Source organism: Neolewinella agarilytica (genome assembly GCF_900110645.1).
Lineage (GTDB): Bacteria > Bacteroidota > Bacteroidia > Chitinophagales > Saprospiraceae > Neolewinella > Neolewinella agarilytica.
The window spans coordinates 1-13,935 of sequence record NZ_FOFB01000003.1; the positions used below are offsets into that span (position 1 = coordinate 1).

Genomic DNA, 13,935 nt, shown 5'->3' on the forward strand with positions numbered 1-13,935 from the left:
TTCTTCCTGATTTTCGACATTGGATCGAGTTGAGTAGTTTAAAGGTAGCAACCTATTCAATCAGAAGTCACTGTCTACTTTCGTGAGGAGCTCCATTTACCATTCTACCGCCTACAATACTACCGACTACCGTTCTGCCCACTACTCCATTAACTGAATGCCATTCTCTTCGGAGATGTGAATTACCCGCTCGGAAACGGTACGCTGGCTGATGTCTTCCGCACCGTTTTCCAGGCGTAGAACGCCCCGTGGGCAGACCGCCGCACAAACACCACAGCCAACGCAGCTGGCCCTTACTACGTCCTGCCCTTTTTGTGCGTAAGAGCGCACGTCGATGCCCATCTCACAGTAAGTCGAACAGTTGCCGCAACTGATGCACTGGCCACCATTGACCGTGATCCGGAAGCGACTCTGGAAGCGCTGTACCAGACCGAGGTAAGCGGCGAGCGGGCAGCCAAAGCGACACCAGACCCGGTTACCCATCAGTGGGTAAAAACCAGTGCCGACCACGCCGGCAAAGCCTGCTCCGATCAGGAAGCCATACCACTTCTGGATGCCACTCGTCTGAATGCCGAATAGCTCCTGGGTACCCGTGGAATAGCTATAGAGCGTCATGCCCGTCATGATGATGGCAGCAGCTAATACTCCGTGAATGATCCAGCGTTCAAATTTCCAGGCCCGCAGGCTTTTATCCGATAGCTGCCGCCAGGGGTCGCCCATTGTTTCGGCCAGGCCGCCACAACCACAGACCCAGCTGCAGTACCAGCGTTTGCCGAGGAAGTGGACCATCAGTGGGACACCGATGATGATGAGCATAATACCCCAGCCAAGCATGAAAAGTCCCAGGCTGCCGGGGGTGTTCAGGAAGCCATCGATGGACCAGCTGAAGAAGAAGTCGTAATCCAGCGGCCAGATGTTCTTAAAGTCATACCAGGGCTTGTTGAGGGCTACCAGAATTTCGGGAATCATAAAGGCGAAGGCCAGCTGAAAGAACAGCACGGAGATCGTCCGGAAGATCTGGTATTTATTGTGTCGGTATTTAGAGATCATGCGCACGCCCATAACGACCATAATGGTACAATACATGAAGCCGTAGAGGAACCATTGGCTGGCCTGCCCGCCTTCCTCTTTGCCGGAGAAAAACTGATAAATGCCTTCGCTGATAGGACTCACCATGGCCACCCAGGCCACGATGTGATGGCTGGCCCAGTAGAGCAAAAGGTAAAAGCCAATGAAATAGACACCCGCGAAAATGCCGAGGTAACCGCTCAGGCCTTCGGGGCTGGCGTCTCGCGCATCCCTGCCCCAGGAGTTTTGGGCGAACATCACCAGAGCAATGATGACAATGGCAATTAAGGCGGTGACGGCGGGCCAGAAAAACTTGTCGTCCATATAGTAAAAGCCGTATCCCAGAATACCCAGGATGGCCATGGTCAGGAACAGGGAGCGCCACCCCAGGTCAAGCCCCTTCGTGAGGGGGCTGTGGAAGATGTGGTCGTTCTTGATGCCGGGCTTAGCCCGGAACTTAGGGATGATGTAGAGCAGGCCTCCCAGTGCACCCAGCCCGAAGGTTAGCCAGAAGAATAACCAGGGATTGTTTCTTACCGGGCCACCGGCACCGCCCTGAATCCAGCCCATACGTTGATTTTTGAACTGCCATTCCGGAAGTTCAACCTCCCATTGCTGCTTGCCCTCGGGAAGACCGTCAGCTTTAATCTGCTGGTCCACCAGGCTTTTGGCCGTGTAGAAAGTCTGTTTCAGGGCTTTTTCGGCGGCGAAGGTGGTGGAATAAGTATTTTCGAATAAACCAGTCTGTTCACCAGCTACGATGAGCGCTCCCTGATGCATGGCGGCAATGCCCTGCTTGCTCTCATCAGAAGTTTCGAAGGGGGCGGTAATGGCGTCCTGGGTAAAGGTGTAATCGTCCAGCCCCAGCATGGCGGTAAAGATCAGCATGGCAACCGCGAAGAGCGCGAGGCCGATGTACTGGAGAGGAGACTTTTTGGTTGAGGTAGAAGACATGTCGGTCTTTTAATTCGTTGCTATTTGGTGTGTCGGTGGGTGGCTGTCGGATTAGCCTTCTGGTCGTACGAAAGCCCGGGAGCCTTTCTTCCCAAAGCCGATATAATTCAGTACGGCACTCAGTCCCCGCTTTTTCTTCAGCTGTAGACTTTTACCGGACTGCTTGTTGTAGAGGTCGACAACGTCTTGCTCGTATTCTTCGTAAAATTCCGGGTCGAAGTTGGCCATGCCAAGGTCTTGCAGGACGTCTTCGACGTGTTTTTTGTCTTGAATCCACTTTTCACAGACTTCGTGGCGATAACGAATCCCCATCAGATTGAAGCCTTTGATTGTCCCGTCGCTTTCTTCGTAGTTGATGCGAACGGCCTTCTCACCATCAGGGTGTTCCCAGTAGAGGGAGGCAAGGCCTTCCCGGCCGTGGGCGGGCACTTCGCCGTATACCTGATACTCGAGATCAAGAAATTTAGCGGAGTTGAACCAGATGCCGGGGTCATAGCCGACTTTGCGGCCCATGATGTTATAGGCAACGGTTTCGCCCATCATCCGGCCGGTATACCAAATAGCTTCCACGCCACGGCGGCCGGGCTTGGGTTCCCTTACTTCGGCACAGTCGCCAATGGCGTAAACGTTGGGCGCGGAGGTCTCCAGGTAGTTATTGACTTTTATGCCTCTCCCCAACTCAAGCCCTTCAGCATCACGCAGAAAATCGATGTTGGGGTGTACACCGGCGGTGAGGCCCACATACTGGCATTCGATGCGCTCTCCGTCTTTGGTGGTGATGGCACCGGCGGCGCCGTTTCCGTCGTCGTGGATGGTGTCCAGCTCGGTGTTTTCCCGCAGGTCAATATGATGACTCTTAATGTGGCGGCTCACCATCCGGCTTTCTTCCGGAGGCAGAGCGTTGCTCCAGTAGGAACCTTCGCGAATGAGCAGAGAGACGGGAATGTGACGGCTATGCAGCATTTCGGCCAGTTCAATGCCGATGAGCCCGCCGCCGACGATGACGGCAGACTTAATCTCATCCGTATGATCTTCCAGATATTCGAGGTCCTGGGCGGAGACCATGCCCCGCACGCGCTCCAGGTCCTGCCCGGGCCAGCCAAACTTATTCCAGCTACTGCCGGTGGCGAGCACGAGTTTGTCGTAAGGCATGGTAGTGCCGTCACCGAATTGGAGTTGTTGCTCTCCGGTATGCACCCGTTCCACATAAGCGCGTTTGAGGTCGATCCGGTTTTTCTCCCAGAAGAAGGGTTCGTAGGGCATCAGATCTTCCATCCGTTGGTGGCCCATGTACACATACATGAGGGCCGTACGGGAAAAAAAGTAGTCCGTTTCAGCAGAAATGAGCGTGATTCTAACGTCATCGTCGAGCTTGCGCAGCCAGCGGGCTGCCGTAACTCCGGCGATGCCGTTACCGATAATGGCGACGTGCATGGTAAGTGGGTTTCTTAAATCTGCTGTAAACTACACTTTTAGAGGCAGTTTGTATATGTAAAAAGCATTTTCTTGACCGATGAAGACACTTGCGGACAAGTTTATTAAAAGGTGATAATTTCTACATAACCTGGCTTTAGGGCGCTCACCGCAGGGGCAAAGGGGCTGTTTAGGAGCAAGGTGGCGTTGCATCGAACCATTAGCGGGTTAAAGTAGTCATGTGTTTGGGCGCTTTACCCAATTCCCTCACAAAATCACCCACAGCATGAAACCCATCTACCTCCTTTTACTCCTCTTTATGGCCATTGGCTTCTTCGCCTGTACCGAAGACCCTACTCAGGTGGCTACCGAGCTTGTCCCTCAGCCGGAGGGCAAAGTACTGGACGCCCAAAACTTCGCTGACCTAACTGGCTTTATGGTCGAATTTGGCCTTTTCGAAGAAGGAAATCTGGTGGACCTGGAAGATTACGGCAGTGAAGACCTGCGTTTTTACCTCAATGATAAAGGCGAACTTGATCTTGATTTTCTAACGAAGGGTGGGGTCTCCGGAAAAATGACGATTGAGGAAGCTCTCGCGCACGCCCCCGTTCGTAATTGGCGGGAGACCATCGAGCTATCCTTTGACGAAAAAGAAGCTCCCCGCCTGCAGGAATGGTTGACGCAAAACTTTGCCGGGGCGGAGTATCTTGATCTGCGGATTTCCTACTTGGTCAACGGCACCATTGTGTTCAGTGGGCTACAGCCTCCTGCGGAAGACCTGATAGAGTTTGAGGCCGTGCCTTTGATTTGATATCTGGCCGGGGGGATTTTGTCACTCGTTGGAGTAACACGGGACGCTTGAAGGTCCTTCCAGGAGGCTTCGAGGTCCGCTAAGCCCCACGTAAGCCGTACCTTCGGCCCGTGTCAACGACCCATCATTATTTTCTTTCACTTACCTATGACGGTACGGCTTACCGGGGCTGGCAGCGCCAGCCCGGAGGCGTCGTCACGGTGCAGCAAAGCCTGGAGGAAACCCTGAGCGAAATCCACGGCCGGGAAGTCATTCTCGGCGGCTGTGGCCGTACGGACGCCGGCGTACACGCCAGCCAGTACTACGCTTACCTGCGTACGGAGAAGGCGCTGAACGACAACTACGTCTTCATCGTGAATAAGCGGCTGCCGGAGGGCATCGCGCTGCGCGAAGCCATCCCGGTGTCCGACAAAGCCCAGGCCCGCTACGATGCTACGGAGCGGACTTACGACTACTACTTTCACGGCCAGCCCGATGCCTTCCTGGATCGCTACAGCTCCCTGCTCGATTTATCCTCCTTTGCACCTGCGGTGAGCGCCCAAACGCTTCCCTTACTGCTGCAATACACCGACTTCCGCGCTTTCTGCAAAACCCCCGATCGCCACAATACGACCCTGGTACATTTTCGGGAAGCGACGCTCTTCCGGAACCCCACAGGTGATCGCTACCGGCTCCGCTTCGTTGCCAACCGATTTCTACGCGGGATGATCCGTCTGCTGGTCAATGACCTGCTTATGGTCGGTAAGGGCCAACTCTCCGCCACCGACTTCGAGCGGATGCTGCAAACCGGTGAGCGGAAACCGCACTTCCGTCTCGCTCCGCCGGAGGGGCTTTTTCTCACGGGCGTTCGCTATCCTTACATCGACCAGGAAGCGGTGCTGCCGGTGAGTGGGAGAGGGGAGTGGATCGCTCTTTGAAGTTACCGCAGAATAAGGCGCTTGCTGCCAACTACCCGACCGTTCTTACGCAGTAGAAGTAAAAAAGCTCCTGCAGGAAGTTTGCTGGTGTCAATCCTTAAACTTCCTCGAACGCCAGCTTGAGAAAATACCTTTCGTCCGAGTGGATCTATCAGCTGGAGGTCCACTAACTCAGTTTCTGGTAACGTTAGGTTGACGGCTTCTCGTCCCGGATTAGGATAGACCTGAAAGGCTATCGTTTCCTCGCTTTCGTCAGCCCGTAGTCCGGATAAAATTTCCTCAATGTTAAGGGGAGTTCCGCACTCACCAGCTGCTGTATTGGCATAAATAAGTTCTCTTCCAAATGGGAGGAAAAATGTAGACTCGCCGAAAGCTCCGGCAAAGCCTGGAAAGAAGAATAAACTGGGCGTGGCGTCATATTGACTGCCGTTCAAATAGCATCGGCCTTCTCCCAGAGGTTTCATTTCTACGCTATGTCGCTTGGCCAGTTCCCGGCAACCATCCGTCCGGAACAAATGTGCCGTGTGATAATGGCCCCCGGTTGGAGCATAGGATTCACCTGGTTGTTTGCGTAGCATGTCGAGTATTTGCTTTCCGAAATACCAGTTGCTATTGACCTCTCTAAGGTAGAAGGTGTCAATCATTTCTCCATTTCGATAAAACGTTTGGGAGTCAATTCTGGATCCAGTGTAGCTGATTTTCACGAAGCTTTCCGTTTTCTCGACGGAGGTCACTGAGACCGCCAGACGGGCAAAAGGAGAAAACCAATCATCAATCGTGAAGTGGAAAACATCCCCTGCGCTAATATCGAAAACCTCTTCGTCCGTAAAATTTTGCAAGCCAACTTTGGGGTTGCTCAGACCCCGCAGTGGCATCGAGCGGTTATCCTCCATTCTGCCGAACCAAGCCGCTGAAATCAGGCCATAATTTTTGCTAATGATGATGGGGGGACCCAGTAGAGTATCCGTTTCCGGATGGTGGAAGGTAATGGTCTTTGCTGTATCCATTAGTCCCAGAAAGCTCATAGTGTCAATGGACGTTATTTTACCTATGGCTACTACACCGCCAATTCGGCCCGCCGTCCAACTGCTGCCGATCTGGTCTTGGGTCTGAAGGCGGAAATATTCACTGCCGCCCATATGCATGATAGTAGAATCCGAAGATTGGCATATTGCATAACCCGCGAATGAAGGCCCGGGACCGCAATCGTGCGACGAATAAAAGCTTTCAAACAATGGCTGGCAAGTCCGCGCATCCGTCTTCATGCCAACGATGGGAGATTCGATGAAAAAGGGATAGTCGTGATAATTCTCAGGCTCTAAAGAATACCTTTCGTAGAGATACTGCACACCGGGCCGAAAAAGCTGATAATCAAACTGTGCCGTTAAGGACGAAACACAAAGCGAAAAAATGATGATCGTAAGTAAAAGGTGTTTCATAGTTAATAAGACTAGTGTTGACCTTTGGCAAGGTGGATAACCCAAATATAACTACTCTTTTTGCTTAGAGTCCACCCAAATCGTCACCGGTCCGTCGTTGACCAGGGCCACTTGCATGTCTGCACCAAACTCGCCCGTTTCCACTTGTCGTAAGGCGGTAAAGGATAGCTTTTTTACAAATTGCTCATAAAGTGGAATGGAGATCGGTGGCTTCGCGCTACGGGTGAATCCGGGGCGATTACCCTTTTTCGTGCTGGCAAAAAGCGTAAACTGAGAAACGACGAGCAGCCCGCCGTCAACGTCCATCACGCTGTGATTCATTTTGCCATCCTCGTCGCTGAAGATGCGCATATTCGCAATTTTATTGCAGAGCCAGTCGATGTCTTCCTCTCCGTCGGCTTCTTCAATGCCAAGCAGAATGAGCAGGCCCTGCTCTATCTGGCCCGTCACTTTATCGTTGACCGTTACGGAAGCAGAAGTAACTCTTTGGAGAAGCGCGCGCATGAAGATTCTTTTTAGTGGACAATAATTTCAGGCCCAAAATACCAAAGAACCAAAAGACTAATCAACCAATTCCTTTTCCATCTGCCAATCCTCCATCAAATAGCCGTTGCCAATGTCGGCATTGAACCGGCCAATTTTTTCAAATCCGAGGTATTCATAAAAGCTGACGGCTTTGTTCTGGTAATTGACGTCGAGCCGGAGTTTTTGCTGCCCCCCCCGGCGGGCAATACGGTCAACCTCCTCGATGAGGGCCTTGCCATAACCCCGCCCCTGTGTGGCCGGCAGTAGATAGAGTTTGTGGATCTTGGTCGTCCCTTCCAGATAATCAAACTGATAACTGACGTAGCCTACGGGCGTATACCGGTGGGTTGCCGCTTCGGGGTAATTCGCAGATTCAGCGGACTTTTCCAGTAGTAAGAGGAAGGTGTGGCCTTTCCCGATTTGCTCGGTCATCGCCGGGATGCTGTACATCATGTCCAGCATATAGGTGATCTGTTCCGGAGAGAGAATATCTCCAAAGGTGTCCGGCCAGGTTCGCTGGGCGATGGACTGGATGATGGGGAAGTCAGCCGGAGTGGCGGGTTGAATGCGGTAGTCAGCCATGTTGATGTATCCACGGCTTTAGCCGTAGGGTGGCAAAGATTATAATTTCCTTTGAAATGGGACGCTTGAGTTCGTCGACCGGAAATTACGACGTAGGCGTTTGGCTAGCCCTCCGAAGGTAACCCTCAAACCCGCTCGTGCAATTCCGGCCCATTATTCCGCACGTTGCCCACGGCAGCGGAGACGGGGTAATACTCCAGGCTTCCGTCGGGGGGTGTTTTCAGCAGGCCGAGAACATCGTCAAGCGGGAGGTCCGGGTCCAGCCAGTTGCTTTGGGTCTGTTCGTTGCCGAGTAGCATCGGCATCCGGTTGTGCACCGGGCTCATTTCGGCATTGGGGGCACCGGTGATGATGGAGAAGGTGTGGACGGGGCTTTCCGGATCGTCTTTCGGGCGCCAGCTCTCCCAGATGCCGGCCATGACGAGCAGGCTGCCGTCGGTGGGCATGATCCGCATGGGAGTTTTCCCGCCTTTGTGGCGCTGCCATTCGTAAAAGCTGTCGGCTAAGACCAGGCAGCGCCGCTCCCGGATCGGTTTTCTGAAACTGGGCTTATCCTCAATGCCTTCGCTACGGGCGTTGATCATGCGGGCACCAATCTTCAGATCCTTGGCCCAAAACGGGACGAGCCCCCAGCGGAAGAGGTTGAGCTGATCAGGTTCTTTGCCGGTGATAACCAGCCCCTTTTGGGTAGGAGCGACATTGTAGTTCGTTGGCAGCCCTTCCACGGGGAGCTGGAGTTGCCGGCCAAACTGTTCCCGTAGTTTCTTTTCGTCGATGACGATGCTGTAGCGTCCGCACATAGGATTTGATCAGTTAGTCTGAAGTCGTAACGTTGGAACGGGCATGATCGTTTTTTGCGACGGCGCGCAGGTGCAATGGTGGGGTGAAAAAGCAGCAAGGTTGCCGCTTTTGACCATCCGCTGTTTTGCCAAAACAAAAGCCCCGCCCGACAATTACGTCGAACGGGGCTTGTTTTTTTGAGCGGCAGACGAGCGTTACTTCATCTTCTGCGCAATCTCAACGATTTCGTATCCTTCGATTACGTCACCTTCTTTGATGTCGTTGAAGTTCTTGATGTTAAGACCACACTCCATACCGGCGCGGACTTCCTTGACGTCGTCCTTGAAGCGCTTGAGGCTGGCCAGCTCACCAACGGCACCTTCCTTAAGCGGGAAGACGACGATACCATCACGGATGATCCGGATGAGGGTGTTGCGGGTAATCTTACCTTCATCGACGTAACAGCCGGCAATGGTACCAATCTTGGAAATCTTGAAGGTTTCCCGAACGGTAACCTGGCAAACATTGCGTTCTTCCTTGGTCGGCTCAAGCATACCTTCGATGGCATCCCGAATTTCGTCGATTGCCTGGTAGATAACCGAGTAGGTTTTGATCTCCACTCCTTCGCGTTCTGCCAGTTTCCGGGCCGAACCGCTGGGGCGGACCTGGAAGCCAACGATGATGGCGTCTGAAGCCGTTGCCAGCAAAATATCGGAATCGATAATCTGACCAACGGCCTTGTGGATAACGTTTACCTGAACGGTCTCCTGAGAGAGTTTGATCAGGGAATCAGACAGGGCTTCTACGGAACCATCCACGTCACCTTTAACGATGAGGTTGAGCTCCTTAAAGTTACCCAATGCCAAACGGCGTCCGATTTCTTCCAGAGATATACGCTTGCTGGCACGGTTAGCCTGCTCACGGGCGATTTGGGCGCGACGACCGGCCAGCTGGCGGGCTTCCTGTTCGCTTTCCATCACTTTGAGCATCTCACCGGCTTGCGGGGCACCATTGAGGCCAAGGAGCAGCGTTGGGCTGCCAGGTCTGACCTCTTTGACGCGCTTATTGCGCTCGTTGAACATGGCCTTAACACGACCACTGTTTTCACCGGCGACGATGATGTCCTGAATCTTCAGGGTACCATGGTTGACGATAATCTTGGTTACGTAGCCGCGGCCATGCTCCAGGGATGCCTCCACAATGGTGGCAACCGCAGGACGGTCGGGGTTGGCCTTCAGTTCCAGCACTTCTGCTTCCAGCATGATCTTTTCCATCAGATCTTCAATGCCGATTCCCTTCAGGGCGGAGATGTCCTGTGACTGATACTTGCCACCGTACTCTTCAATGGGGTAGCCCATGGAGGCCAGTTCACCTTTGATTTTGTCGGGGTTGGCACCTGCTTTGTCGATCTTGTTGATCGCAAAGATCATCGGCACACCGGCCGCTTCTGCGTGGCTGATGGCTTCCTTCGTCTGGGGCATGATGTCATCATCGGCAGCGATGATAATGACGGCAATATCCGTCACTTTAGCACCACGGGCACGCATAGCCGTAAAGGCTTCGTGACCCGGTGTATCCAGGAAGGTAACCCGTTTGCCTTCTTTAGTTTTCACTTCGTAAGCACCAATGTGCTGCGTGATACCCCCGGCTTCGCCGTCGGTAACGGAGGCACTACGGATGTAATCAAGGAGAGAGGTCTTACCGTGGTCAACGTGACCCATAACGGTAACAATTGGTGGACGCTCCTGAAGGTCTTCCGGATCATCAACCCACTCTTCTTCCTCTTCAACGTCTTCTTCGGCGGAGATGAATTCTACTTCGTGCTCGAATTCTTCGGCGACGAGTTCAATGATCTCTGCGTCAAGACGCTGGTTGATCGAAACAATCACGCCGGCGTTCATACAGGCCATGATAACATCTCCGACACCTACGTCCATCATGTTAGCCAATTCCTGGGCCGTGATGAACTCGGTTACCTGCAGCTTGTCAGTGGTGCGTTCGGCCTCAATGGCTTCCTGGCGTTCACGGATACGCTCGCGGTTATCCCGACGTTGACGTTGACGTTTCTTTTTGCCACCGCCGCCCTGAAGGCGGGCCATGGTTGCTTTGATCTTATCTTCGATTTCCTTAGCGGAAACTTCACGGGGCTCATCGTTTCGGCTTCCTCCCCGACGGTTTCCGCCTGAGCGGTTACCGGGGCCACTGCCTGCACGACCACGGGCGCCACCAGACTGTGGTGGTCCGGTCGTGATTTTTTTACGCTTCCGCTTCCGACGGTTTCCGTCAGAGTCTTTGGGTTCTGGCTTTTTGATCTCAATCTTACCCATTACTTTCAACCCTCGCAGGTTGGGAGCATTGGCTTCGATTACCTTAGGGCCAGCAGGCTTTGGTGGCGTAGCAGGCGGAGTTGTGTCGCTTGCAGGGCCTCCTTTGGCCGGAGTTGCGGCTGGCTTCTCCGCTGCGGGCGCAGGCGCAGGTGCCGCAGGTTTTTTCTCGGGTGCCGGAGCAGGCTTTGGAGCAGGCTTCTTCGGCCCGGACTTCTTGCCAGAAGGCTTAGCTGCACGCTTCGCCGCCTCGAGGTCGATGTTACCGAGTACTTTCAGACCCGGAACCTTACGCCTGGGCGGTTCTTCTTTAGCAGGTGCCGCCGGTTGGGCTGGCGCTGTTTTCTCCGCCGCAGGCTTTGCGGGTTCCGGCTTAGGAGCCGGTGCCGGAGCAGCCGGTGGCGTTTCTTCTTTTTTAGCAGCGGGCGCGGGAGCCGGGGCCGGTGGCGGAGCGGGTGCCGGCTTAGGAGCCGGGGCCGGAGCTTCCACGGGCTTGGGCGGTGGAGGCGGTGGAGGTACAGCTCCGCCCGCAATAGGAGGCGGGGGCGGTAAAGTCCGACCAGGCACCTGAGGCGGGGGTGGGGGAGGCGGCACATTGGGTACAGCCGTTGGCCTGGTGTTGAATTCCAGGGCATCCGCCTTCTGCTTATCCGAAAGGGCTTTCGCGAACTCTTCACGCGCAGCATTCTCCATCTCCGGAGTAAGCTTTGCCGTCGGTTTATTCTCGACGTCAAACCCCTTTCCAGAGAGATGCTCGACGATCCGGGAGGTCGCCACATTAAGTTCGTTCGCTACTACAATTAGTCGTTTACTCATTCGATCTTTTAAGCACGCCGATGTTTAACCGCGTTGTGCTGACGCGGGGCGATTTAGAACTGCCCTAAATAGCCGTGGGTTTCCTGCTTTACAATACCGCGTTAGGCAGAAAAAATCCGGAACAATTTCCGGAAGCGATGCAAAGATAAGACAAAACTGGATTCCAGAGGGAAGCAACGGCCTTATCCTGCTTCGTCTTTGATAACATCCCTCTCCCGCTGAAAGTTGCGTTCGGGGAATGATGGCCTTAAGACCGGCGTTTTTCAGCTAAAACGCCGTGTTATGAACGAGTCATAACACGGCGCTTAAGAAAGTGAAAAGACAGGAAGATTTACTCTTCCTCTGCGGCTGCTTCCGGGGCGGGAGTGTCTTCCGCAACAGGAGCGGGTTTTACTTCCTCTTCCACTGCGGGAGCCGCAGCTTTAGCGGGAGCTTCTGCTGCCGGAGCGGCTGCTGCGGCAGCACTGGCTACCTCTACATCGTCAAACTCAGCGGCAAGTACATTGACAACATTGCGAACCGTTTCCTCTTCCAGGTCAGTACGACGAACCAGCTCTTCAACACTGAGTTCAAGCACCGAACGGGCGGTGTCGCAGCCAATTGATTTGAAGGCGTCGAGCACCCACATTTCGATTTCGTCCTTAAATTCTTCGAGGTCGACATCGTCAATTTCCACCTCATTGTTCCGGTAAACATCGATTTCGAATTCCACCAACCGGCTGGCCAGCTTAATATTCGTTCCGCCTTTACCAATGGCCAGGCTTACCTGATCGGGTTCCAGATAGACCTTGGCGCGCCGGGTTTCCATGTCCAGTTCAATATTTGATACGCGCGCGGGTGTCAATGATCGCTGGATGTAGAGATTGGTATTGTTGGTGAAGTTGATCACGTCAATATTCTCCTGGTTTAACTCCCGGACAATACCGTGAATACGAGATCCCTTCATACCTACACAGGCACCAACGGGGTCAATCCGGTCATCATAGCTCTCAACGGATACCTTGGCCCGTTCGCCAGGGATGCGGACAATGCCCTTGATGGTGATCAGGCCGTCTTCGATTTCAGGGACTTCCTGCTCCATAAGCTTGGCCAGGAAGCGTTCATCCGTACGCGATACGATAACCACAGGGTTATTGTTGTTGCGCATTTCGACTTCTTTGATGATACCGCGCACCATGTCTCCCTTACGGAAGTAATCCCCCCGGATGGTTTCCACCCGTGGCATCACCAGTTCGCGGCCGTTAGCATCGTCAATAACGAGAATTTCCCGCTTAAGAATCTGCTGAACTTCACAGAGTACCAACTCGCCCTCACGCTCAGTGTATTGCTTGTAGAGTTCGTCTTTCTCCAGATCCATGATCCGGCTGATCAGCGTCTGACGGGCCGCCATGATGGAACGACGGCCGAAATCTTCGAGGAAAAGCTGCTCGTAGCACTCTTCGCCTACTTCATAATCTTCATCAACGGCCAGTGCCTCGGAGTAAGAGATCTCTGACAGTTCATCCGTTACCTCACCGTCTGGTACGATTTCGCGTACACGCCACAACTCAAGGTCTCCCCGGTTGGCGTTTACGATGATGTTGAAGTTGTCGTCAGTGGTGAACTTCTTTTTAATCAGTGTACGGAATACATCTTCCAGAACCCGTACCATGGTCGGGCTGTCGATGGATTTTCCGGAGCTGAATTCCTTAAAGGTATCTACGAGATTCATGCCTTAGAAGCTTATTTTTACAATTGATTTCTTGATGTCGTCGAATGCAATGGGGGTATCTTCCACGACGGTTACTTTGCGCTTGCCCTCCTTGCGGCGGACTTTTGCCGTCAGGACGATGTTCTCATCCGTTACGGTCTTTAGTTCTCCCTTGAATTTCTCTCCTGCGGTAGTCGTAACTTCCAGCGTGCGACCCACGTTTTTGAGGTACTGCCGGTGAAACTTCAGTGGGCGGTCTACACCAGGGCTGCTGACGTTAAGCGTGTACTTTTCGCCCAATGGCTGTTCTTCGTCCAGATAAGCTTCAATAAAGCGGCTGATCTGTTGGCAACGGCGGAAAGTCATTGGGGAATCGCTGTCGACAAAAGCCTCCAGTTTAGTGTTCGAGTGGTTGATGTCCACCACGAAGCAATCAGAGAATTCTTCGTTTTCCACGAAGAAAGTTTCCAACATGTCTTTGATCTTCTCCTCCATAGGTTGAGAAATACTTGGTTTTAAACATGGCTGTCAAAAGAACCTCCCCCTGCATCCTGCGTCCGCGCCCTCATCTGAATTGAGGAGTAGGGACACAAAAAAGAGGGAATCTAAACGATTC

At 53.4% G+C, this 13,935-nt stretch carries 11 protein-coding genes; 2 read left to right on the forward strand and 9 right to left on the reverse strand.

Going from position 1 to position 13,935, the window contains the following annotated elements; translation table 11 throughout:
* Positions 1-141: 141 nt before the first annotated feature.
* Together BM123_RS03485 and BM123_RS03490 are read right to left on the reverse strand one after the other, a co-directional pair.
* Positions 142-2,022, reverse strand: a complete 1,881-nt coding sequence (locus tag BM123_RS03485) for a 4Fe-4S binding protein (protein WP_245748414.1) — start codon at positions 2,020-2,022, stop codon at positions 142-144.
* A gap of 51 nt (positions 2,023-2,073) precedes the next feature.
* Positions 2,074-3,456 carry an NAD(P)/FAD-dependent oxidoreductase gene (locus BM123_RS03490; RefSeq protein WP_090165440.1) on the reverse strand — a complete coding sequence of 461 codons (1,383 nt, stop codon included), beginning with the start codon at positions 3,454-3,456 and terminating at the stop codon, positions 2,074-2,076.
* Between the two features lie 265 nt (positions 3,457-3,721).
* Between BM123_RS03490 and BM123_RS03495 the strand changes: the two genes are divergently transcribed.
* Together BM123_RS03495 and BM123_RS03500 are read left to right on the forward strand one after the other, a co-directional pair.
* Positions 3,722-4,246 (forward strand): hypothetical protein, encoded by a 525-nt coding sequence (locus BM123_RS03495; RefSeq protein WP_090165441.1) that lies wholly within the window; start codon positions 3,722-3,724, stop codon positions 4,244-4,246.
* 110 nt (positions 4,247-4,356) lie between these two features.
* Positions 4,357-5,163, forward strand: a complete 807-nt coding sequence (locus tag BM123_RS03500) for a tRNA pseudouridine synthase A (protein ID WP_090165442.1) — start codon at positions 4,357-4,359, stop codon at positions 5,161-5,163.
* Between the two features lie 2 nt (positions 5,164-5,165).
* Here BM123_RS03500 and BM123_RS03505 read toward each other — a convergent pair whose 3' ends face one another.
* From BM123_RS03505 to BM123_RS03535, 7 genes are all read right to left on the reverse strand, one after another.
* Positions 5,166-6,602 carry a T9SS type A sorting domain-containing protein gene (locus tag BM123_RS03505; RefSeq protein ID WP_090165443.1) on the reverse strand — a complete coding sequence of 479 codons (1,437 nt, stop codon included), beginning with the start codon at positions 6,600-6,602 and terminating at the stop codon, positions 5,166-5,168.
* Between the two features lie 51 nt (positions 6,603-6,653).
* On the reverse strand, positions 6,654-7,106 hold the full coding sequence (gene dtd, locus BM123_RS03510) for a D-aminoacyl-tRNA deacylase (protein ID WP_090165444.1): 453 nt from the start codon (positions 7,104-7,106) through the stop codon (positions 6,654-6,656).
* A gap of 57 nt (positions 7,107-7,163) precedes the next feature.
* Positions 7,164-7,709, reverse strand: a complete 546-nt coding sequence (locus BM123_RS03515; protein ID WP_090165445.1) for a GNAT family N-acetyltransferase — start codon at positions 7,707-7,709, stop codon at positions 7,164-7,166.
* A gap of 125 nt (positions 7,710-7,834) precedes the next feature.
* Positions 7,835-8,509: an SOS response-associated peptidase gene (locus BM123_RS03520; RefSeq protein ID WP_090165446.1), complete on the reverse strand. Its 675-nt coding sequence runs from the start codon at positions 8,507-8,509 to the stop codon at positions 7,835-7,837.
* A gap of 195 nt (positions 8,510-8,704) precedes the next feature.
* A complete protein-coding gene (gene infB, locus BM123_RS03525) occupies positions 8,705-11,629 on the reverse strand; it encodes a translation initiation factor IF-2 (RefSeq protein WP_090165447.1) in 2,925 nt (974 codons plus the stop codon).
* A 331-nt stretch (positions 11,630-11,960) separates the two neighbouring features.
* A complete protein-coding gene (gene nusA, locus BM123_RS03530) occupies positions 11,961-13,340 on the reverse strand; it encodes a transcription termination factor NusA (RefSeq protein WP_175489234.1) in 1,380 nt (459 codons plus the stop codon).
* 3 nt (positions 13,341-13,343) lie between these two features.
* On the reverse strand, positions 13,344-13,814 hold the full coding sequence (locus BM123_RS03535; RefSeq protein ID WP_090165448.1) for an LSm family protein: 471 nt from the start codon (positions 13,812-13,814) through the stop codon (positions 13,344-13,346).
* Positions 13,815-13,935 lie beyond the last annotated feature (121 nt).

Coding starts and splice junctions, on each gene's coding strand:
- BM123_RS03485 (WP_245748414.1), bottom strand. CDS start 2,022: ATGTCTTCTACCTCAACCAAAAAGTCTCCTCTCCAGTACATCGGCCTC.
- BM123_RS03490 (WP_090165440.1), bottom strand. CDS start 3,456: ATGCACGTCGCCATTATCGGTAACGGCATCGCCGGAGTTACGGCAGCC.
- BM123_RS03495 (WP_090165441.1), top strand. CDS start 3,722: ATGAAACCCATCTACCTCCTTTTACTCCTCTTTATGGCCATTGGCTTC.
- BM123_RS03505 (WP_090165443.1), bottom strand. CDS start 6,602: ATGAAACACCTTTTACTTACGATCATCATTTTTTCGCTTTGTGTTTCG.
- dtd (WP_090165444.1), bottom strand. CDS start 7,106: ATGCGCGCGCTTCTCCAAAGAGTTACTTCTGCTTCCGTAACGGTCAAC.
- BM123_RS03515 (WP_090165445.1), bottom strand. CDS start 7,709: ATGGCTGACTACCGCATTCAACCCGCCACTCCGGCTGACTTCCCCATC.
- BM123_RS03520 (WP_090165446.1), bottom strand. CDS start 8,509: ATGTGCGGACGCTACAGCATCGTCATCGACGAAAAGAAACTACGGGAA.
- infB (WP_090165447.1), bottom strand. CDS start 11,629: ATGAGTAAACGACTAATTGTAGTAGCGAACGAACTTAATGTGGCGACC.
- nusA (WP_175489234.1), bottom strand. CDS start 13,340: ATGAATCTCGTAGATACCTTTAAGGAATTCAGCTCCGGAAAATCCATC.
- BM123_RS03535 (WP_090165448.1), bottom strand. CDS start 13,814: ATGGAGGAGAAGATCAAAGACATGTTGGAAACTTTCTTCGTGGAAAAC.